General features: G+C 75.7%; 16 protein-coding genes. 8 read left to right on the forward strand and 8 right to left on the reverse strand.

Annotated elements, in window-relative coordinates; genetic code table 11:
- Positions 1 to 296: 296 nt before the first annotated feature.
- Genes ANAEK_RS16420 through ANAEK_RS16435 form a run of 4 tightly spaced genes read left to right on the forward strand, consistent with a single transcriptional unit; the run spans position 297 to position 5,052 of the window.
- Complete coding sequence (locus ANAEK_RS16420) at positions 297 to 1,634, forward strand: YeiH family protein (RefSeq protein WP_012527259.1); 1,338 nt, start codon at positions 297 to 299, stop codon at positions 1,632 to 1,634.
- 8 nt (positions 1,635 to 1,642) lie between these two features.
- On the forward strand, positions 1,643 to 1,876 hold the full coding sequence (locus ANAEK_RS16425) for a hypothetical protein (protein ID WP_012527260.1): 234 nt from the start codon (positions 1,643 to 1,645) through the stop codon (positions 1,874 to 1,876).
- Positions 1,873 to 3,222, forward strand: a complete 1,350-nt coding sequence (gene cobA, locus ANAEK_RS16430) for a uroporphyrinogen-III C-methyltransferase (protein WP_012527261.1) — start codon at positions 1,873 to 1,875, stop codon at positions 3,220 to 3,222. The genes ANAEK_RS16425 and cobA overlap by 4 nt, the downstream gene beginning before the upstream one ends.
- Positions 3,223 to 3,231: 9 nt before the next feature.
- Entirely contained in the window at positions 3,232 to 5,052 is a 1,821-nt protein-coding gene (locus ANAEK_RS16435) for a nitrite/sulfite reductase (protein ID WP_012527262.1), read from the forward strand.
- Between the two features lie 61 nt (positions 5,053 to 5,113).
- Here the strand turns inward: ANAEK_RS16435 and ANAEK_RS16440 are convergent, their stop codons facing one another.
- A complete protein-coding gene (locus tag ANAEK_RS16440) occupies positions 5,114 to 5,644 on the reverse strand; it encodes a hypothetical protein (RefSeq protein ID WP_012527263.1) in 531 nt (176 codons plus the stop codon).
- Positions 5,645 to 5,783: 139 nt separating this feature from the next.
- Positions 5,784 to 7,721 (reverse strand): heavy metal translocating P-type ATPase, encoded by a 1,938-nt coding sequence (locus ANAEK_RS16445; RefSeq protein ID WP_012527264.1) that lies wholly within the window; start codon positions 7,719 to 7,721, stop codon positions 5,784 to 5,786.
- 292 nt (positions 7,722 to 8,013) lie between these two features.
- Between ANAEK_RS16445 and ANAEK_RS16450 the strand changes: the two genes are divergently transcribed.
- The gene (locus ANAEK_RS16450; protein ID WP_012527265.1) at positions 8,014 to 9,273 is read left to right on the forward strand and encodes a hypothetical protein; all 1,260 of its coding nucleotides are present in this window, start codon (positions 8,014 to 8,016) and stop codon (positions 9,271 to 9,273) included.
- 46 nt (positions 9,274 to 9,319) lie between these two features.
- Here ANAEK_RS16450 and ANAEK_RS16455 read toward each other — a convergent pair whose 3' ends face one another.
- A complete protein-coding gene (locus tag ANAEK_RS16455) occupies positions 9,320 to 9,652 on the reverse strand; it encodes a hypothetical protein (RefSeq protein WP_012527266.1) in 333 nt (110 codons plus the stop codon).
- Positions 9,653 to 9,673: 21 nt separating this feature from the next.
- Entirely contained in the window at positions 9,674 to 9,946 is a 273-nt protein-coding gene (locus ANAEK_RS16460; protein WP_012527267.1) for a hypothetical protein, read from the reverse strand.
- A 255-nt stretch (positions 9,947 to 10,201) separates the two neighbouring features.
- Between ANAEK_RS16460 and ANAEK_RS16465 the strand changes: the two genes are divergently transcribed.
- Complete coding sequence (locus tag ANAEK_RS16465; protein ID WP_012527268.1) at positions 10,202 to 11,992, forward strand: DUF294 nucleotidyltransferase-like domain-containing protein; 1,791 nt, start codon at positions 10,202 to 10,204, stop codon at positions 11,990 to 11,992.
- Between the two features lie 149 nt (positions 11,993 to 12,141).
- Here the strand turns inward: ANAEK_RS16465 and ANAEK_RS16470 are convergent, their stop codons facing one another.
- Positions 12,142 to 12,768: a PH domain-containing protein gene (locus ANAEK_RS16470; RefSeq protein WP_012527269.1), complete on the reverse strand. Its 627-nt coding sequence runs from the start codon at positions 12,766 to 12,768 to the stop codon at positions 12,142 to 12,144.
- A gap of 201 nt (positions 12,769 to 12,969) precedes the next feature.
- Between ANAEK_RS16470 and ANAEK_RS16475 the strand changes: the two genes are divergently transcribed.
- On the forward strand, positions 12,970 to 13,728 hold the full coding sequence (locus tag ANAEK_RS16475) for a Mut7-C RNAse domain-containing protein (protein WP_012527270.1): 759 nt from the start codon (positions 12,970 to 12,972) through the stop codon (positions 13,726 to 13,728).
- A gap of 77 nt (positions 13,729 to 13,805) precedes the next feature.
- On the opposite strand, the gene ANAEK_RS16480 is transcribed toward ANAEK_RS16475, so the two are convergent.
- On the reverse strand, positions 13,806 to 14,264 hold the full coding sequence (locus tag ANAEK_RS16480) for a cache domain-containing protein (RefSeq protein ID WP_012527271.1): 459 nt from the start codon (positions 14,262 to 14,264) through the stop codon (positions 13,806 to 13,808).
- Between the two features lie 78 nt (positions 14,265 to 14,342).
- Positions 14,343 to 16,985 carry a methyl-accepting chemotaxis protein gene (locus ANAEK_RS22670; protein WP_012527272.1) on the reverse strand — a complete coding sequence of 881 codons (2,643 nt, stop codon included), beginning with the start codon at positions 16,983 to 16,985 and terminating at the stop codon, positions 14,343 to 14,345.
- 435 nt (positions 16,986 to 17,420) lie between these two features.
- Here ANAEK_RS22670 and ANAEK_RS16500 point away from each other — a divergent pair, with 435 nt between their 5' ends.
- Positions 17,421 to 19,985, forward strand: a complete 2,565-nt coding sequence (locus ANAEK_RS16500; RefSeq protein ID WP_012527273.1) for a collagen-like protein — start codon at positions 17,421 to 17,423, stop codon at positions 19,983 to 19,985.
- 266 nt (positions 19,986 to 20,251) lie between these two features.
- Here the strand turns inward: ANAEK_RS16500 and ANAEK_RS16505 are convergent, their stop codons facing one another.
- Positions 20,252 to 20,824 carry a hypothetical protein gene (locus ANAEK_RS16505; protein WP_012527274.1) on the reverse strand — a complete coding sequence of 191 codons (573 nt, stop codon included), beginning with the start codon at positions 20,822 to 20,824 and terminating at the stop codon, positions 20,252 to 20,254.
- Positions 20,825 to 20,833 lie beyond the last annotated feature (9 nt).

A 20,833-nucleotide genomic window follows, 5' to 3' on the forward strand; every position in this document is an offset into this window, starting at 1 on the left:
CCCGCAGCCCAGCGAGCCCGGCCCGTCGGCCGGGCTCGCGCCGTTCGGTCCGGTCCGTCCGTCAAACCGGACAATCGTCCGTTGTCCGCTTGACAGGAACGCCATCCGTCATCCAAGATGCCCTCACCATGCGCTCCCCTGCTCCCGGAACCGACGCGCGCGCACGGCCGGTGCGGTGCGCCTGTCGTCGGCCGGCGCCCCCCGCGCGAATGCGCGGCTGAGCGCCGGCGAGCGCCCCCTCTCCTCCCTTCCCGCCTGCCCCGGCGCGGCCCGAGCCGCGCCCGATGGAGACGTCCATGTCGAAAGCCGCCACCGCAGCCCTCCCCTGGCACCGCCGCGAGGACACCTGGGCGATCCTGATCGCGCTCGGCCTGGTCCTCGCGGTCACCGCCGCGTTCTTCCTGGGCGGCGGGCGCGCCGTCTCGGCCACCGCGCTCTCGTTCCCGACCTGGTCCGAGGCGGGCAAGCTCCTGGGGGCGCTCGGCGCGAACCCGGTGGCGCCGCTGGCGCTGTTCGGGACGTTCCTGGCGGCGTTCTCGGTCGCCTCGCTCGTCATCGGCTGGGACGTCGCCCGGTACGCGGCCGGGTTCGCGCTGCTGTTCGCGTTCTCGGTCGTCGTCACCGCGCTCGGCTCGAACGCCGTGCTGAAGCAGTGGCAGCTCGAGACCCCGCTGCTGGCGCTCGGGGTGGGCATGCTGCTCGGCAACGCGGTGACGCTGCCCGCCTGGTTCCAGTCGGCGCTCCGAACCGAGTTCTACGTGAAGGTGGGCATCGTGCTGATGGGCGCGACGCTGCCGTTCACCATCATCCTGCAGGCCGGCCCGCTCGCCATCGCGCAGGCCACCCTGGTCGCGGTCTCGACGTTCTTCACCATCCACCTCGCCGCCACGCGGCTGTTCGGCCTCGACCCGCGCTTCGCGGCCACGCTCGGCGCCGGCGGCTCCATCTGCGGCGTGTCCGCCGCCATCGCCATCGGCGGCGCCTGCCGGGCGGAGAAGTCCCACGTCTCGGTCGCGATCTCGATGGTGATCCTGTGGGCGGTGGCGATGATCTTCGCGCTGCCCTTCGCCTGCCGCGCGCTCGGGCTCGCGCCCGGCGTGGCCGGCGCGTGGATCGGCACCTCGGAGTTCGCCGACGCGGCCGGCTTCGCCGCCGCCTCCGCCCTGGGGGACGAGCGCGCCGTGAAGACGTTCACGCTCATGAAGGTGGTCGGTCGCGACATGTTCGTGGGCGTCTGGGCGCTGGTGGTGGCCTTCCTCTCGGTGACCCGCTGGGACCGCGAGCGCACCGGCGCGCCGGAGAAGGTCGGGACCGGCGAGATCTGGCGGCGGTTCCCGAAGTTCATCCTGGGCTTCCTGGCCGCCTCGCTCGCGGTCACGGTGATCCTCGCCTCGGTGGACTCCGGCGCCGGCACCCGCTTCGCCAAGGAGGCGATCGGGCCGCTCAAGAACCTGCGCGGCTGGGCGTTCACCTGGACGTTCCTGTCCATCGGCTTCACCACCCGCTTCCGCGAGCTGACCCGGTTCGGCTGGCGCCCGTTCGCGGCGTTCACGGTGGGCGTGCTCGTGAACGTGCCGCTCGGCTACTGGCTGTCCACGCACGTCTTCGACGCCTACTGGCTCGCGGTGCGGTGAGGCGCGCCATGGTCGACCACGTCACCCGCATCACCGTGGAGGCCGGCTCGCCCCACGCCGCGGCGCTGGGCGGCGCGCTCGCGCAGCTCGGGTTCACCGTCCACGCGGGGCGCCGGGGCCTGGTGGCGGAGTCGAGCGAGGTCGAGGCGCAGGACGCCAAGCGGCGCCTCCGCGCGCTCGGCTTCGCCGACCGGGAGTACCGCGTGTTCCTCGAGTACGTCCGCCGCTGGGGGGTCCTGTGACCGCACCGCTCGTGCCGCTGTTCGTGAAGCTCGCCGGCCGCGAGGTGGTGGTGGTGGGCGGCGGGGCCATGGCGGCCGTCCGCGTGCGCCAGCTCGCCGAGGCCGGCGCCCGCGTCAAGGTGGTCGCCCCGCAGATCCGCGAGGACGTCGCCGGGCTGGCGGCGGAGCTGGTCCGCCGGCCGTTCCGCGGCGGCGACCTCGACGGCGCCTGGTTCGCCGTGGCGGCGGCGACGCCGGAGGTGAACCGCGACGTGGCCCGGGCCGCCGAGGCGCGCCGCATCCTGGTGAACGCGGTGGACGATCCGGAGCACGCCACCGCCTACACCGCGGGCGTCGTCCGCCGCGGCGACGCCACCGTCGCCATCTCCACCGCCGGGCGCGCCCCCGCGCTCGCGGGCCTGCTCCGGGAGGCGGTGGACGCGCTGCTCCCGCCCGAGGTGGCCGGCTGGGTGGACGCGGCCGAGGCGGAGCGGCCGGCCTGGAAGGCCGCGCGCGTGCCGCTCGCGGCGCGCCGCGGGCGCCTGCTCCGCGCGCTGAACGCGCTGCACGGCGAGCCGCCCGAGGCCCCGGTCCCGCCCGGCTTCGTGTCGCTGGTGGGCGCCGGCCCCGGCGACGCGGGCCTGCTCACCCGCCGCGGCGCCGAGCGGCTCCGGACCGCGGACGTGGTCCTGTACGACGCGCTCGTCGACCCCGCGGTGCTCGCGCTCGCCCCTTCCGCCCACCGCTTCCACGTGGGGAAGCGCGCCGGGCGCCCGAGCGTCTCGCAGCGCGCGATCGAGCGGCTGCTGGTGCGGGCCGCCCGCGCCGGGAAGCGCGTGGTCCGGCTGAAGTGCGGCGATCCGTTCGTGTTCGGCCGCGGCGGCGAGGAGGCCCTGGCCCTCGCCGCCGCGGGCGTGCCGTTCGAGGTGGTCCCCGGCGTCTCGTCCGCGGTCGCCGCGCCGGCGCTCGCCGGCATCCCGGTGACGCACCGCGGGACCTCCGCCGCGTTCGCGGTGGTGGCCGGGCACGCCGAGGCGTCGTACGGCCCGGTGCTCGACGGCCTCGCGCCGGGCACGATCTCGCTCGTGGTGCTCATGGGCGTGGGCGAGCGCGCCGGCATCGCCGCGCGGCTCCGCGCCCGCGGGTGGGCCGCCGAGACGCCCGCCGCGCTCGTCCTGGGCGCGTCGGGCGAGCTCGCCCACACCTGGCGCGGCCACCTCGCCGACCTGCCCGGCCTCGCGCTCCCGCCGGACCGCGCCCACCTGCCCGGCACGCTCGTGGTCGGGGCCGTCGCCGCCCTCTCCCTCCGCTCCCCGCACTCCACCGAAGCGCAGCCCGCCGCCCGCGCCGACGCCCGGCCGGCCTGAAAGGACCCCATGACCGCCACGCCCAGCCCGTCCCCGCGCGACCGCGCCTCCTTCGCGGACGACGCCGAGATCTCCGCCTTCGTCGACACGCTGGGCCGCTTCGAGCGCGGCGAGCTCGACGCCGAGGCCTGGCGCGCCTACCGCGTCCCCCGCGGCGTCTACGGGCAGCGCCAGGACGGCGTCCACATGCTGCGCATCAAGCTGCCGCAGGGCGCCGTGACCGGCGCGCAGCTCCGGGCGATCGCCGACGTCGCCACCCGCTGCTCGCGCGGCTTCGGGCACGTCACCACGCGCCAGAACCTCCAGCTCAACTACGTCCGCCCCGCCGACCTCGAGCCCGCCATGCGGCGGCTCGCCGAGGCCGGCATCACCACCTCGGGCGCGTGCGGCAACACGGTGCGCAACGTGCTCGCCTGCCCGCGCGCCGGCGTCTCGCCGGACGAGGTCTTCGACGTGACGCCGTACGCGGAGGCGTTCACCCGGCACTTCCTGCGCCACCCGCTCGGCCACGCGCTGCCGCGCAAGTTCAAGGTGGCGTTCGAGGGGTGCGCCCGCGACCACGTGGCGACCGCCATCCAGGACCTGGGCTTTCGCGCCCGCGTGCGCGACGGCGCGCGGGGGTTCGCGGTGACGGTGGCCGGCGGGACCTCGTCGCTGTGCACCGTCGGCGCGCTCCTCGAGGACTTCCTGCCGGCCGCGGACGTCCTCGCGCTGGGCGAGGCGGTGGTCCGGGTGTTCCACGCGCGCGGCGATCGCGTGAACCGGCACCGCAACCGGCTCAAGTTCCTGGTCCGCGCGCTCGGCTTCGAGCCGTTCCGCGCCCTCGTCCTGGCGGAGCTGGCGCAGGTGCGGGCCGAGGGCGCCCCGGCGCTGCCGTTCGACCCCGAGCGCCCGCCGGTCGAGGCTCCGCCCGCCACCGCGCGCCCGCGCGCGCCCTCGGTCGCCGACCTCGCCGCGCGGGTTCGCGGCGCCCGGCTCCGCGGGCCCGGCGAGCCGCCGCCGCTCCGGATCGTGACCGAGCCCGCGCCGGGCGCGCTGGCGGCGTTCCGCGCCACCAACGTGCTCCCCCAGCGGCAGGCCGGCCACGCCATCGTGGCGGTGTCGCTCGCCCAGGGCGACGCGACCGCGGCACAGCTCGAGGCGCTCGCGACGCTGGCCGAGGCTTACGGCGACGGCGCGGTGCGGTTCACCAGCGGCGGCCACGTGCTCCTGCGCTGGGTGCGCGAGGAGGACGTGCCGGCGCTCCACGCGCGGCTCTCCGCCGCCGGCCTCGGGCGCGACGGCGCCGGGACCGCGGCCGACGTGGTCGCGTGCCCGGGCGCGGACGTGTGCCGCCTGGCGGTGACGCGCACCCGCGCGCTCGCGCGCCTGGTCGAGGACGAGGTGCGGCACGCCGTCCCCGGCGCCGGCACGGCGGCGCTGTCCGTCGCCATGTCCGGGTGCCCGAACGGCTGCAGCCAGCACCACCTCGCCGCCATCGGGCTGCAGGGCAGCGCGCGCAAGCTGGGCGGCCGCGCCGTGCCGCAGTACTTCGTGCTGCTCGGCGGCCACGTGGACGCGGGGGGCGCCACGTTCGGGCGGCTCGCCGCCAAGGTGCCGGCGCGGCGCATCCCGGAGGCGGTTGCGCGGCTGACGTCGCTCTACCTCGCCGAGCGCCACGCCGGCGAGGCCGCCGGGCCGTTCTTCGCGCGCGCGCTCGACCGCGCGAAGACGATCCTGGCGGAGTACGAGCAGCTGCGGCTCGAGGACACCCGGCCGGAGGACTTCGTCGAGCCGGGCGCCACCGAGGACTTCCGCCCGGGGGCGGACGCCGGGGAACGCGCCGCGTAGCGCTCCCGGGCATCACGCGGCACGTGCGCGGTCGTGCGATCGCCCCGGCGCCGCGCGACGGTCAGGAGCCGTGCTGCGAGGGGCTCATCATCGGGCAGCCGTGCTCCTGCATGTACGTCGCGTGCTGGCGCACGGTGGACTGCAGGGCCTGCAGGTCCGCCGGATCGTTCGGCGTCACCACCAGCCGCGCGCCCTGCGGCACGTCCTCGACGCTCGCCTGGGAGGGCGGCGGCATCTGCATTCCCGCCATGCCGCCGTGCATGCCGTGCATCGCGCCGCGGTCCGCGTCACCGCCCGCGTGGTGGCGGGCGTGCATCGCCGCCATCGCGTGCACGCGCTCGCGCAGCGCGGACACCTGGTCCGGATCGCTGGTCGTGAACGTCACCGCCTCGCCGCTGGAGGTGTCCTCGGCGGAGAGCCGGGTGCCGGGCACGCTCATCGGGCACATCCCGGCCATCCCGCCCGGCGCCGTCGCGGCGCCCGGCGTCGCGGCGGCGGCCCCTGCCGTGCCGGGCTCCGGCGCGGCGTGCCCCGCGTGCATGCACGCGGTCGCCCCGACGAGTGAGAGAACGAACAGAAGCGATCGAGTCATGGCTGCCCTCCTGGCGAGACCCGGGAAGCTGCGCCCGGGGTGCCGTGCCCGGCGCTGCCCGCCGGGGTCGCCGCCCCGTCGTTCCGCTGCGGCGCCCGGTCCCTGGCGCGTTCGGGGGCATGCCGTCCGTGCGCCCGCCTCAGAGCTCCGCGCGACGGAGGAGCTGCGCGTTGGCGGCGACCACGATGGTGCTGACCGACATGAGCACCGCCCCGACCGCCGGCGCGAGCACGATGCCCAGCGGCGCGAGCACGCCGGCGGCGAGCGGGATGGCCACGACGTTGTAGCCCGCCGCCCACCAGAGGTTCTGGATCATCTTGCGGTACGTCGCGCGGCTGAGCGCGACGATCCGGGGGACGTCCCGGGGATCGCTTCGCACGAGCACCACGTCGCCTGCCTCGACCGCGACGTCGGTCCCCGCGCCGACCGCGATGCCCACGTCGGCCGTCACGAGCGCGGGCGCGTCGTTCACGCCGTCCCCGACCATGGCGACCCGCTTGCCGCCCCGCCGGAGCGCCTCGACCACCTCCGCCTTCCGGTCCGGGAGGACCTCCGCGTGGACCGTGTCGATCCCGAGCTCGCGCGCGACCGCGTCGGCGACCGCGCGCGCATCGCCGGTGAGCATCGCGACCTCGAGGCCCATGTCGTGGAGGCGCCGCACCGCCGCGGACGACTCGGGCCGCACCGCGTCCGCGACCGCGAACGCCGCGGCCGCGCCGCCGCCGTCCACGAGGAACACGACCGACTGCCCCCGTCCGGCGGCCGCGCGCGTGAACGCCTCGAGCCCGGCGGACGCGGTCAGGCCGAGGCGCCGCAGCAGGTTCGGCCCGCCCACGAGGCGCTCCCGCCCGTCCACCCGCGCGCGGACCCCGTGCCCGGGGATGGCCTCGAATCCCTGCGCCTCCGGGATCGCGAGGCCTCGGTCACGGGCGCTGCGCACCACGGCCCGCGCCACCGGGTGCTCGGAGTCGCGCTCCACCGCCGCCGCGATTGCGAGCGCGTCCTCCTCGCGGAGCCTCCCCTCCGCCCGGATCCCGACCACGCGGTGCTCGGCGAGCGTCAGCGTCCCGGTCTTGTCGAACACGACCGTCGTGAGGCGCCGCGCCTCCTCCAGCCCGCGCCGGTCGCGCACGAGGAGCCCGGACCGCGCGCCGAGCGTCGTCGAGATCGCGACGACGAGCGGGATCGCCAGCCCGAGCGCGTGCGGGCACGCGATGACGAGGACCGTCACGACGCGCTCCACCACGAAGGCGCCGGTGGCGCCCGCGAGCCCCCAGCCGACGGCCGTGGCCACCGCCGCCGCGACGGCGACGAGCGTCAGCAGCAACGCCGCCCGATCGGCCAGCGCCTGCGCGCGGGAGCGCGAGGTCTGGGCCGCCTCCACCAGCCGCATGATCCCGGCGAGCGCGGTCGCCTCGCCCGTTCCCGTCACCTCGACCCGGAGCGATCCCGCGCCGTTCACGGTGCCCGCTATGACGGCGTCCCCCGGCCGCTTCGTCACGCTGCGGGACTCGCCGGTGATCATCGACTCGTCCAGGCTGCTCTCGCCGGATCGCACCCGCCCGTCGGCCGGCGTGCGGGCGCCGGGACGGAGCAGGACGGTGTCGCCGACGCGCAGCGACGAGAGCGGGACCTCCTCCTCGCCGCCGTCGGTGACCCGGACCGCCACCGAGGGCAGCAACCGCGCCAGCTCCCGGAGCGCGCCGCCCGCCTGCGAGATCGAGCGCATCTCGATCCAGTGACCGAGGAGCATCACGGTCACGAGCGTGGAGAGCTCCTCCCACAGCGGCATCCCCGGGTACCCGGCGGTCACCGCGACGCTGAACGCGAACGCGACGCCGATCGCGAGCGCGATGAGCGTCATCATCCCGGGGAGCCGGTCGCGCAGCTCGCGGGCCGCTCCCCTCAGGAACGGCGTCCCGCCGTACGCGAACACCACGACCCCGAAGACGGCCGGGATCCACCTCGATCCCGGGAACGCCGGGGCATGCCAGCCGGTCGCCGCGGCGAGCATGTGACCCCAGGCGACCGTGGGGATGGTGAGGGCGAGCGCGACCCAGAACCGGGTCCGGAACATCTCGACGCTGTGCCCCTCGTGCCGATCGTGGGCGGCGTGCTCACCGTGCTCCGCCCCGGCATGCGAGTGATCGCGCGCCCGCGCGTCCGCGAGCTCCGGATGCCGCGGGTAGCCCGGTTCGTCCGGCGCCGGTCGCGGCGGCGGCGCGGGACGCCTCGACGGGTGCCCCTCGTGCCCTCGATGCCCCGCGTGTTCGTCCATGGTGTCCCCTCGCGTCGCCAGGCTCCGGCGACGCGCACATAGCGGCGCGGGCGCGGGCTTTCAACGCGGGCGCGGTAGAATCCACGCCGCGATGACGAACGAACGGACGGGCGAGATCCTCGAGCGCTGGCGGGCGGACCCGGGCGGAACGTACCGGTCGTGGTTCCTCTGGGAGGAGCGCCTGAAGAACTTCCGCTCGATCCGGCGGGGGATCCGCACGGTGGTCGCGCAGATCGAGGCCGGCACGTTCGGGAGCGCCTACAAGGGCTCGGCGCTCGAGACCGTCGTCGGGTCGATCGCCGAGCAGCGCCAGATCTTCAAGGGCGCGGACCACGCGTTCCTCTGGAAGCCGAAGCTGCGCATCCCGGACATCTACGAGGACCGGGAGAACCAGCTCGCCTTCGCTCGCTTCCTCGACACGTGCGCCTGCTGCAGCGCGGAGGAGCCGCTCCTGTCCGCCATCCGGCGCCTGGACGAGCGGCGGATCAAGGGCCTCGGCCCGGCGGCGGCGAACCTGCTCTACTTCCTCCACCCGACGCTCGCCGTCCCGTTCAACACGGCGATCGTGAAGGGCTACAACGCGCTGACCGGCTCGAAGGTGAAGCTCGGCCGGTGGGACGAGTACCTCGCGCTGCGCGAGGGGGTGCTCCGGCTCAACGCCGCGCACCCGACGCGGCTCTCGAACGACCTCGGCGCCGTGGCCGGCTTCCTGTTCGACCTCGGCGCGGGGCGCTATCCGCTGCCGCCGCGCGACGGCGACGCCGCCGCCGAGGCAGCGTGGCGTGCGGACCTCGCCCGCGTCCGGGAGGAGTCCGCGCGGGAGCGCAAGCTCCTCGAGGCCGGACGCGAGGGAGATCGGACCCACACCGAGATCCAGGGCTGGCTGCGCGATCTCGGGCGCGCGCTCGGGTTCGACGTGTGGATCGCCTCGAACGACCGGTCCCGCGCGCTGGCGGATGGCCGGCTCGGCGACGGCTGCATCGCTGCGCTCCCTGCCTCGCTGGCCGGGATCGACTCCGTGCCGCTCATCGACGTGATCTGGCTCGAGCGCGGGGGCGGCCCCGCCGTCGCGGCGTTCGAGGTGGAGCACACCACCTCGATCCACTCCGGGATCATGCGAATGCTCGATCTCGCCTCGGCGGCCCGGGCCGTCCCGGGCCTCTACCTGGTCGCGCCGGACTCGCGCGAGGAGGACGTGCGCAGGCAGCTCGTCCGCCCCGCGTTCCGCGCCATCGGAGAGCTCTCCGTGCGCTACCTCCCCTACGGCGAGCTCGAGCGGCATCGCGCGTCGATCGCCCGGTTCGGCGAGGGGCTGAAGGCCATCGACGCCGTCGCCCGGGCGCTCGTGTAGGCGCCCCGCAGCCGCGGTCGCGGACGACCGCGACCGCCGCGAGGCGTCAGCGCGCGGTGCGCCACCACGCGTCGGTCGCGTCCCACGCGGCCTGGTGGTCGAGCCCCTTCATCATCTCCTCGGTGTGCTTCCAGCCGCGCGCGGCCATCGCCTCCCCGTCGTCGGTCCGGACGGCGGCGTCCCACGCGGCCTGGTGATCCTTTCCCTTCATCATCTCGACCGCGTGCCCGTGCATCCGGGCGGTGAGATCGGTGCGCGACGCCGACGCGCGCACGGCCTCGCGCGCCTCGTCGGTGGTGGTGGGGACCTGCGCGGCGCGGGCTGCGCCGGCGCCGAGCGCGAGCGCGGCGGCGAGCGGGATCGAGTGGCGGAGCTTCATGGTCTTCTCCTCTCGGGCGGTTCAGCGCGTGCAGGCGCAGGCCATCCGCGCAGCCTCGGGCCGGGCCGGCCGCTCGCGTGCCGGCGCCTGGGCCGGGTAGCGGGTGTCGTCGTAGCTCGGGCCCGCGGCGACCGCGCCGGTGCCGGCGGTGCCGCTGGTGACGAGGGTGGTGTGCGTCGCCTCCCCGTAGTTGACGTCGTCGTGCGAGCCCGCGTTCGGCGGCAGGTCGGCGGCGAGGGCGGAGCCACCGAGCATCGTGGCTGCGGCGAGGGCGAGGATGGTCCGGGTGCGCATGTTCTCTCCTGGTGCGGGCGTCCCGCCCGCGTCTTCGTCGTGGATTCGACGCCATCCAGGGATTGCAGCGCCCGTGCCGGGCGGCGCGAGCGGAGCGGGCCGCGAAACGCGCGAGATCCGGGGCGGTCGCGGTCGCCGGAGCGGCGCGCGGCGTGACCGCTGCCGTCACATCGTGATCGCGCGCGATCCGCTCCTGCGCGAGCCTGCCGCAGCCCGGCGGTTGTCCCCCGGCCGCGAGCGTGCCAACGTCGCGGCGTGACGCCCGCCGCCGCCCTGCGCGCGATCCCGCCGTTCGACCGGCTGCCCGAGCCGCTGTTCACCGAGGCGGTCGCGCACCTCGAGCCGTGCGCCTTCCCGGCGGGCACCTGGATGGCGCGCGCCGGCGGCGAGCCGCTCCGCCACCTCTTCGTCGTCCGCAGCGGGACCGTGCGCCTCGAGCGCCACGGCCAGAGCGTGCAGGTGCTCGAGGAGGGCGAGACCTTCGGGTTCACCTCGCTCCTCACCGGCGCCGCGGCGCTCGACGTGGTCGTCGAGGAGGACCTCGTCGCCTGGCGGCTGCCGCAGGAGATCTTCGAGCGGCTGCTCGCCGACCGCGCCTTCGCAGGCCACTTCGCCGCCGGGCTCGGGCAGCGGCTCCGGTCCAGCCTGGAGCCATCGCCGGTGGCGGCGTTCCAGCCCGACCTCGCGGTGCCGGTCGGCGACCTGCTGCGCGGGCCTGCGGTCTGGATCGCGCGCGGCGCGACGGTGGTCGAGGCGGCGCGGACCATGCGCGCCCACCGCATCTCGTCGGTCCTGCTCCGCACCGAGCCGCCCTCGATCCTCACCGATCGCGACCTGCGCAACCGGGTGGTGGCCGAGGACGTCCCCGGGAGCGCGCCCGCGGCGAGCGTGGCCTCGGGCCCGCTGCGCACGGTCGACGCGGCCACCCCGGTGTACCAGGCGTGGCTCGCGCTCCTGGACGCAGGGCTCCACCACCTCCCGGTGGTGCGCGGGGGCGAGATCGCCGGGGTGGTCACCTCCACCGACCTGATGCGGGTCTCCGCGCACGGGCCCATGGCGCTGCTGCGGCGGGTGGAGCGGCTCCCCTCCCGCGACCGGCTCGCCGGCTACGCGGCGCAGGTGTCGGACATGGTGGCGGGCCTGCTCGCCGCGCGCCTCGATCCGATGGTGATCGCCCAGCTCGTCGCGCGGCTGAACGACACCCTGCTCCGCACCGCGGCGCGCTGGGCCGAGGCGGAGCTGGGGCCCGCGCCCGCGCCCTGGGCCTGGCTCGCGCTCGGCTCCGAGGGCCGCATGGAGCAGACGCTCCTCACCGACCAGGACAACGCGCTCGTGTTCGCGGACGAGGGGCTCGCCGCGCGCGGCTGGTACCAGGCGCTCGCCGACCGCGTGGTGGCGGACCTCCGCGCCGCCGGCTTCCCGGCCTGCCCCGGCGGCTACATGGCGACCCGCTGGAACGGGCCGATGTCGGAGTGGCGGGAGCGCTTCCGCACCTGGCTGGCCGAGCCGCGGCCGCAGGCGCTCCTCGAGGCGGCCATCTTCCTCGACTTCCGCCGCGCGGCCGGCGCGCTCGACCTCGCGCCGCTGCAGGAGGTGGTCGCCGGCGCGGCGGAGCTGCCGCTGTTCCTGCGCGGCATGGCGGAGCAGGCGATCCGGTTCCACCCCCCGCCCGCGCTGCTGCTGCGCCTGCGCGGCGCGTCCTCCACGGTGGACCTGAAGAAGCACGGGCTGGCGCCGGTCGCGTTCCTGGCGCGCTGCTACGCCCTGGAGAGCGGCATCGCGGAGCGCGGGACCCTGGAGCGCCTGGCCGCGGCCGAGCGGGCGGGCCGGATGGACCCGGAGCTGCGCGAGATCGTGGCCGAGGCGTACCGGTTCCTGGTGGGCCTGCGGCTCCGCCGGCAGCTCCGCCACCTCGCCGAGGGACGTCCGCCCGGCGACGAGGTCGCGCTGGCAGAGCTCTCGCCGGTGGAGCGCACCCGCCTCAAGGAGGCGTTCCGCGCCATCCGCGGCTGGCAGGACGCGGTGGCCTTCCGCTACCGGCTGTGAGCGGCCCATCCGTCCCCGCGGGCCGCAGGGAGGGACGGGCGGGTGCGCGTCGGTGCCTCGCAGCGGTGGTCCGGCCGCGACGGCGGGACGCCGCCGCCCCCTCGGGCGCGGGTGCCTCCGGGGCGGCGCGGGCGAGCGCGAGCCCGGCGTCACATCGCGCTGCGCGAGCGCGGCGCGCCGCCGGTGCCGGCGAGCTCCTGCAGCGCCTCGCGCGCCGCCGGGTCCGCCTGGAGCACCTGCCGCGGGATCCGGCGCAGCGCCAGCCGCGCGAACTCCGGCATCCCCGCGACCTCGACGGGCAGCCAGACGTGCGCGCCCTGGTCGGTGGTCAGGTGGAACCAGCGCTGCGCGCCGTTGAAGGAGAGCTTCGCGACGCTCCCCCACCCGACCAGCAGGCGGCGGAACACGCCGACGCGCTCGAGGCCGGTGTCGTGGACCATCACGTGCGCGCGCGCGGCGGAGGCGAGCTGGAACACCGCGACCGCGAGGAGCAGGAGCACCACCGCCGCCCCGCCGGCCATGCCCACCGGCCCGACCCGGCGCGGCTGCGCGCCCCACGACCGGGTCATGAGCGCCGCCACCAGCAGGGCGGGGACGAGCGCGGTGACGCAGGACAGCAGCGCGTTCCGCGGCGGCGTCCGGAGCACCAGCGGCTGGCCCGGCTTCCAGGGCACGTGGGATGGCGCGGCCCGGCGGCGGCGGCCCCGGAGCCGCGCGGCCTGCGCAGCGAACATGAGCACCGCGAGCACCGCGAACGCGATCAGGCTCTCGCGCATGCGGCCAGTTTGCACCACGGGCCGCCGTGCGGTGAAGGCCGCCCCTGGGTGCGTTCACCGCTTCGAGGTGGGTCGCGGGATGACGACCGCCCCGGTCGGCCCGTGCGCGGGGCAAGAGGGCGCTCCGGCGCCGGCGTGGTCGGGCGTCCCCCGACGCGCCCGCGACACCGCCGACGGCGACGCCTAACGTCGGATCGGCCCATGGCCCGCGCCACGTTCCGCTTCTACGCCGAGCTGAACGACTTCCTGCCGCCGCGCCGGCGCGGCGTGCCGTTCGAGCACGCCTATCCCGGCCGCCCTGCCGTCAAGGACGTGATCGAGTCGCTGGGCGTGCCGCACACGGAGGTGGACCTGATCCTCGCGGACGGGGAGTCGGTGGGCTTCGCCTGGCCGCTCCGGGACGGGGCGCGCGTGAGCGTCTACCCCGTGTTCGATTCGTTCGACATCGGACCGCTCGCGCGCGTCCGCCCCGTCCCGCTGCGCGAGGTGCGCCTCGTCCTCGACGGCCACCTCGGCCGGCTCGCGCGGCACCTGCGCATGCTGGGGTTCGACGTGCGCTGGTGGAGCGACGCCGCCGACGCGGAGCTCGCCGCCGTGGCCGCCGCCGAGGGCCGCATCCTGCTCACCCGCGACCAGGGCCTGCTGAAGCGCCGCGTCGTCACCCACGGCTACTGGGTCCGGGCCACCGACCCGCGGCGGCAGCTCACCGAGGTGGTCCGGCGGCTCGACCTGGCGCGCGCCGTCGCCCCGTTCCGGCGGTGCCTGCGCTGCAACACGTCGCTCGAGCCGGTCGCCCCGGAGGCGGTGGCGGGTCGCGTGCCGCCCGCGGTGCGGGCGCGGCACCACGCGTTCCGCCGGTGCCCGTCCTGCGACCGCATCTACTGGGCCGGCTCGCACCACCGGCGGATGGAGCGGCTCGTCGCGGAGCTGCTCGCCGAATGCGCGCCCCCCGGCCCGTGAGCGCCGGCGCCGGGCTCGGATCCGCGGGCGCGCCGCCGCGCGCCGCCCGGCCCGGCACCGGGCGGCGCCCTCCACCATCAGTCGGTGGTGTACGCGCCCGAGCCCACCAGCACGTCGCCCACGCGCTCCGTGTACGCCTTCTTCGGCTCGACCTTCCCGGTGGCCGGGTTCCTGAACTTGAACCGCGTCCAGCCCGAGCCCCTGGTCTTCGCGAGCTCGACGTACTCCTTGGTGTACAGGGTGCCGTCCTCGTCGGCGACGCCGAGGTAGTTCTTGCCCACCCGCGACGGGTCCGCCCCGTGCGCCACGCACGTGCCCTCGAGGTCGTACACGAACAGGTAGAGGTCCTTGTAGATGAACGGGCCGTTCCGGTTCTGGAACTCCTTGAACGCCCGATCCTTGCCGTGCTTCTTCAGGTACGCGACCGCGGTCTTCACCAGCTCCTGGGCATCCTCGGGCGTGGCGCGGACCTCCGCGGCCCACGCGTCACCGACGAGGACGGCGGCCAACGCGACCGCGGCGAGCAGCTTCTTCATCTGGCACCTCTTCACAGGACGTGGGGGTGATCCCGGGGGCCGACGTCCTCCGGCCCGCCGGGCAGCGTGTGCGGGCGCTCACGCCTCGAGCCGCGGCGCGTGCGGCACGCCGTCCCGGCGTACCGGACGCGGCCCGGCGTGGACGGGGGGCGCCTCCGGCGCCGCGCCGGTCCGCGCGACGCGGAAGGCGCCGACCATGGCGGCGAGCTCCTCGGCCTGGCCGGAAAGCTCGCTCGCGGCCGAGGAGGACTCCTCGGCGCTGGCCGCGTTCTGCTGCGTCACCTTCTCCATCTCGCCGACCGCGGAGTGGACCTGCGCGATGCCGGCCGCCTGCGTGCGGGCGCCGTCCGCGATCTCCCGGACGATGCCGGAGACCTCCGCGATGGCGGCCACGATGTCGCCGAGGCGATCGGCCGCCTGGCCGGCGGTGCCTGCGCCCTCGTCGGCGCGTTCGGTCGAGTCGCGGATGAGCCCCTCCGTCCGCGTGGCCGCCTCCTTGGCGCGAAGCGCCAGGGCGCGGACCTCCTCGGCGACCACCGCGAACCCGCGCCCGGCCTCGCCGGCGCGCGCCGCCTCGACCGCCGCGTTCAGCGCGAGCAGGTTGGTCTGGAACGCGATCTCGTTGATGTCCTTGATGATGCGCGCGGTGCCCTCCGCGCTCGCGCGGATGCTGGCCATCGCGCCCTTCACCTGCTCCACGGCCGTCGCGCCCTCGTCGGCCGCGCCGTGCGCCCGCTCCGCCAGCGCGCTCGCGCGACGCGCGCTGTCCGCGGAGCGCTGAGCCGCCGAGGCGACGCCGTCCACGGCGGTGCGCGTCTGCTCGAGCGAGGCGGCCTGCTCCGAGGCACCGCTCGCGACGGCCTGCGAGGACGACGCGATCTGGGACGCCGCGCTCGACACCTGGTCCGCCGCCTCGGCCACCTGCGCCAGCGCGTCGTGCAGCGCGGCCGCGGTGCCGTTGAGCGCGTCCTTCAGCCGCGCGTGGTCGCCGCGGTACGCGCCGCGCATCCGCGCGCGCAGGTCCCGCTCGGCCAGGCGCGCGAGCGCCTCGGCCGCCTCGTGGATCGGGGCGAGCAGCACGTCGAGCGTGGTGTCCACGCCCTCCAGGATCGCGCGCGCCTCGTTCCGGTAGCGTCCGGCGTCCGGGCGCGCCGAGAGGTCGCCGTCGGCGAGGCGCCCGAGCACCGCCGCCACGTCGCGCATGGGGGCGACCACCGCGGTGAGCGTCTCGTTCGTACCGTCCACGATCTCGCGGTAGACGCCCTGGTGACGCGCGGCGTCCGCGCGGACGTCCAGGCGGCCGTCGAGCGCCGCGTGCGAGAGCAGCCGCGTGTCCTCCACCAGGGCGGTGACCGCGCCGATGCAGCCGTTGAGGCTGGTCTTCAGCGCGTCGAAGTCACCCGCCCAGCGCTCCGCGATCGGCGGCGGGAGGTCTCCGCGCGCGACGCGATCCACGCACGCCGCCGCGGCCCCGAGCGGCCCGATGACCGCATCGAGCGTGGCGTTCACGCCCTCCACGATGCGCCGGAAGTCCCCCTGGTGACGCCGCGCGTCCGCGCGGGTGGTGAGCCGTCCCTGGACCGCGGCGGCGGAGAGGGCGCGCGCGTCGGCGACGAGCGCGTTCACCGCGGCCACGCAGGTGTTCAGGTTCTCGCGCAGCGGCGCGAAGTCACCCGCCCACGGCTGCTCGATGCGCGGCGGAATGTCGCCCCTCGCGATCCGGTCCACGTAGTCGGCCGCCACCCCGACCGGCCCGGTCACCGCGTCGAGCGCCTCGTTCACGCCGGCCACGATGGCGCGGTAGTCGCCCCGGTGCCGCGAGAGGTCGGCCCGGGTGGAGAGCCGACCCTCGGCGGCGGCACCCGCCAGCGACTTGGCGTCCTCGACCAGCGCCTCCACCGCCCCGATCACCGAGTTCAAGCTGTCGCGGACGCCGTTGAAGTCCTCGCCGCGGGTCTCGGTGATGCGCGGTGGCATCCGCCCGCCGGCGATCTCGTCGAGCGTCCGGGCGATGCGGGCGAACGTGCCCGTCACGTCGCGCGCCACCAGCACCCCGACGCCCACCAGCGCGAACGCGATGAGCAGGATGCCGGCGGCCAGCGCGACCCCCGAGACCAGCGCGGCCCGCCGTGCCCGGGCCCCTTCGACCGCGACGTCCGCGGCCTGGCTCGCCTTCAAGGTCGCGAGGAGCGCCATGGCCGCGTCGTAGCCGTCCCGGTGCAGCAGGAGGCCGCCGACGATGCGGTGCTGCGCGCGCTCCACCTCCGGGTCCTCCAGCTGAAGCCCGGCGGCGAGCAGCGCGTCGCGGCGCCGCTCCAGCTCGAGCACCCGCCCCGCCGCCTCGCCCCACTCGTCGAGCGGCGCCTGGAGGGCGTTCCAGTGCTCCTGCTCCTCGGTCGTCCTCGGCCGCGCGCCGTACTCGCGCCGCGCACGGGCGACCGCCTCCATCGAGCGCGCCGCCTCCTGGTGGAGCGCCGCGCGGAAGTCGCCGTCGAAGCGGCCGTTCGAGAGCGCGTGGATCGCGCGGGAGACGTCGGTCATCTCCGACTCGAGCGTCGCCACCGACGCCAGGTTGGGCACGCTCACCTGGGTGAAGCCGGAGGCGATCCCCTCCAGCGTGCGGAGCGCCGCGACGGCGCCTGCCAGGAGCACCACCAGCAGCGCCACCGCGATGGCGTAGGTGCCGACGATCTTCTTTCCGATGTTCAGTCGAGAGCGCATGGGCGTCCGGTGGTTGACTGGGCGCGAAGGCCCCGAGCAAGCGCCGGGCCACGCCCGACGCGCGCGGATGCTCGTGTCCGCACGCGTCGTTCGAGGGTTCGTCCTCACCCTGGGTGACAGCGCCCGCCCGGCCCGGACGGTGCGCCACGCCGTCCCCCCCGGCGTCAGGCGCGTGACGCGCCGGGCGCGGCGCGCGGCCGCGCAGGCGGCGGCCGCTGCGCGGAGCGGCCGCCCCCGTGCGCGGCGAGCCGAGGCGCGCAGGGGGTTCTCCCGGGCGTGCGCGATTGCGCAGCGGCGATTGCCGCACCGCACGATGGATTGATCCGCATTGTGGCGTGGTCGGCCGTCGCATTGACCGGACTGATCCGGGGGCGTCTCATCGCGCTCCGACGTTCGCGGGCTCCGTAGCGCAACCCAACGTAGGAGGGGGAAGTCATGAGGAAGCTGATGATGCTCGTCGCGATCGCGGTCGCGACGGTGCTGTCCGCCGGCTGTCAGGGCGACAAGGGGCCGGTGGGCCCGCAGGGGCCGCAGGGCGACAAGGGGGACCAGGGCGACAAGGGTGATCAGGGAGAGCCGCCGCTCGCCACCACCGAGGCGTGCGCCGGCTGTCACGCAGGGTCGATCGCGTCCGTCCACGCGCTCGCGCCGAACGACGCGGTCCAGGTGACGCTGTCCACCGACGACCGCTACACGATCAGGGTGAACCCGGAGACGCACGCGGTGACCTTCCGCTTCAACGTGAAGGTGAACGGCGTGAACCAGATCGACTTCACGAACAAGGCGGCGACGCTGCGCGCGCACAACGAGGACGCGTTCTGGGTCTACGACCCGGCCATCCGCGCCGGCCGCCGCACCAAGATCCCGTGCGGCACCGTGGCGAGCGCCACCTGCGATCCGAACGTGCAGTGGGCCGTCTCGAGCAACGGCAGCGGCAATTACACCATCACCGTGTCCGGCTTCGCGGCGGACCCGGCGCCCGGCACGACCTTCATGCTGAGCACCATGGGCCCGGACGAGATGACCGCGACCGTGGTCGCGACGCTCGGCGAGGCCTCGCACGACTCCGTGAGCAACGAAGCCTGCATGAACTGCCACGGCAACCACGTCTGGCGCGGCGCGGCCCATGACGTGACCAACCCGCAGGGCATCGGCCCGTGCGTGGTCTGCCACAACCGCGACGGCGCGGTCGAGACGCGGCTGACCGGGTACGTCGCCGCGAACGCCAACGTCACGCCGCCGATCGTGGGCGTCGATCCCGCCGAGGGGACCCGCGGCACCGGCCTCATGGGCATCGTCCACGGCATCCACAACTCGAAGAACATGCCGGACGGCGTGTACCACTGGGTGTGGCCGTCGAATGGCAACTTCACCGACTTCTCGAACGGCTTCCCGGGCAACATGAACAACTGCGCCACCTGCCACCGAGGCCCCGACCAGCTCGCCGCGGCCGCCGGCGCCCCGGTGTCGTTCGCGCTGTGCGTGTCCTGCCACGACGACCTCGGCCAGTTCGTCACCGGCGCGCTCAGCGGCTATCACGCCGCCTTGACGCCGTTCTCCTCCTGCAGCCCGTGCCACGACGGCCAGACCGCCGGGGCGCTCCACGACGGCCAGGTCACCGAGCGCGCCGGGCTGATCTGGGACGGCGCCGACCAGTCCATCGTGCTCGCCTCGACGATCAAGCTGGAGATCACCGACGTCGCGGTGAGCGCCACCGGGACGACGGTCACCTGGACCGCCACCAACCCGAGCGACGGCGGCGCCGCGTGGGATCCGTGCAACGACGACTACGCGGTCGGCCCGGTGTTCTTCCGGACGCCGCCTGACCTGGCCACCGAGGGATGCACCAACACGACCGCCGGCTGCGGCAACTCGATGAGCTTCATCCGGTCCTACGCGCAGGCGGACGACTGGGTGAACGACGGCCTCACCGGCGCGTCCACCACCATCCTGCCCGGCCAGCCCAACGGCTCCACCCTGCTCACCACCGACAACACCACCTGCGACGCGAACCACGTCGCCACGACGGTGCTGCCGCTCCAGAACACCACCGCCACCCGCGGCATCCTCGCCCTGCAGGGCAAGCCGCAGGTCCGGTTCTCGAACGGCAACGTCGTCTGGGTCCGCGCCACCACCCCGACCCGCGAGTTCCTGGTCGCCGACGGCGCGGTGCCCGAGGTCATCCGCCGCCAGATCGTCTCGGTGGACAAGTGCAACGCGTGCCACTTCGGCACGCTGTACCAGCACGGCGGCAGCCGCGTGGACAGCATCGAGCTGTGCGTCATGTGCCACAACCCGGCGTCGAGCGAGCAGAACCGCCGCGTGGACATCGGCATCAGCGCCGCGAACGCGTACGACGGCCTGAACGGCCAGACGTACGACCTCCGCACCATGGTGCACGCGATCCACTCGGCCGGCGAGACCGGCCGAGGCCTCATGTACTACCGCACCAACGGCATCTACTTCTTCGGCTCCGCCGAGGCGCTGGCGGTGCTGCCGAACTGGCCGTCCGGCGACGCGTGCGTGACCTGCGTGGACGAGGAGGACGGGCCGCTGACCTACTGCAAGGTGTACGGCTCCTCCGCCACCGGCAAGGACTACTCGGTGGTGGCGAACACCGACGGCTCCTGCAAGGCGCAGGCGGACCTGCCCGCCAGCACCGACGGGACGTGGCGCCCGCACCGCTTCGTGGAGGTGGAGTACCCGCGCGCGCTGAACGACTGCGGCGCCTGCCACGTGGACACGCTCACGGGCACCACCGCGGACGTGCTGCCGGATCCGAGGCAGGTGGTCGGGGTCACCTACGACGCCGGCGTGGCGCCGTGGAACGTCCTCGCCGACGACCAGCTCCTCGGCCCGACCACCGCGTCGTGCATGAGCTGCCACCAGTCCGATGACGCGCTCGAGCAGTTCCAGCTGCGCCAGCACGCGTACGACAACGGCTGGGCGCCGTCGGTGTTCGAGAACGGCCGCCAGACGCTGATCGACGCGGTGCCGTAGCGACCGCTGCGAGGCGGCGGGGAGCGATCCTCCCCGCTGCTCCCAAGGGGCGGAGGCGCCACCGGCGCCTCCGCCCCGCTCGTCTCAGCCCGGGGGTGCCACAGGGCGCCTCCGCCCCGCTCGTCTCAGCCCGGGGGTGCCACAGGGCGCCTCCACCCCGCTCGTCTCAGCCCGGGGGTGCCTCCGGGCGCCTCCGCCCCGATCGTTCCGCGCCCCGCCCTGCCTCCGCGGTGGCCGCGGCGACGGCCGCGGACGCCGACCGCGGCTCAGGGTGCGCGAGCCGGCGCCTCCGGCGGCGTACCCGCTTGCGGCGGCGCCGTGTCGCGCGGCGGCGCCGGCCGCCGCTGCGGGCTGCCCAGCGCCTCGGCGCGTCCCGCGAGCAGCGCATCGAGCCGCTCGAGCTGCTCCGGCCGGAAGATGCGCCGGACCCCCTGGACGCTGGCGGCGTCCAGGGCCTGATAGTCCGCGAGCAGGCGCTGGTCCCGGACCTGGACGGCCCCGGGCGGCGGGGCGGCGCCGGTGCCGCCGCGGAGCGCCCCCTCGCCCGGTCCCGACGACCCGTTCTGCGGCCCCGACCTCGCCGCCTCCACGTCGCGGTCGCGCTCCGCGACCAGCTCCCGGGCGCGGAGCTGGATCTCGCTCAGCTTCAGCTCGAGCGTGACGACCTGGCCGGCGTCGAGGCCGAGCGCGTCGCGGCTCCTCAGGATGAGCTGCAGCGACGGCTCGGGGAGCGCGCCGCCCTTCCCGCGGGCGTCGCGCGGCTGCGCGGCGGCCGCGAGCGGCGCGACGAGGAGGAGCGCCGCCAGGTGGCGCGCCCACTGCGGTGAGGATCTGTTCATGGTGGCGAC

The sequence above is a fragment of the Anaeromyxobacter sp. K genome (assembly GCF_000020805.1).
Taxonomy (GTDB): Bacteria; Myxococcota; Myxococcia; order Myxococcales; family Anaeromyxobacteraceae; genus Anaeromyxobacter; species Anaeromyxobacter dehalogenans.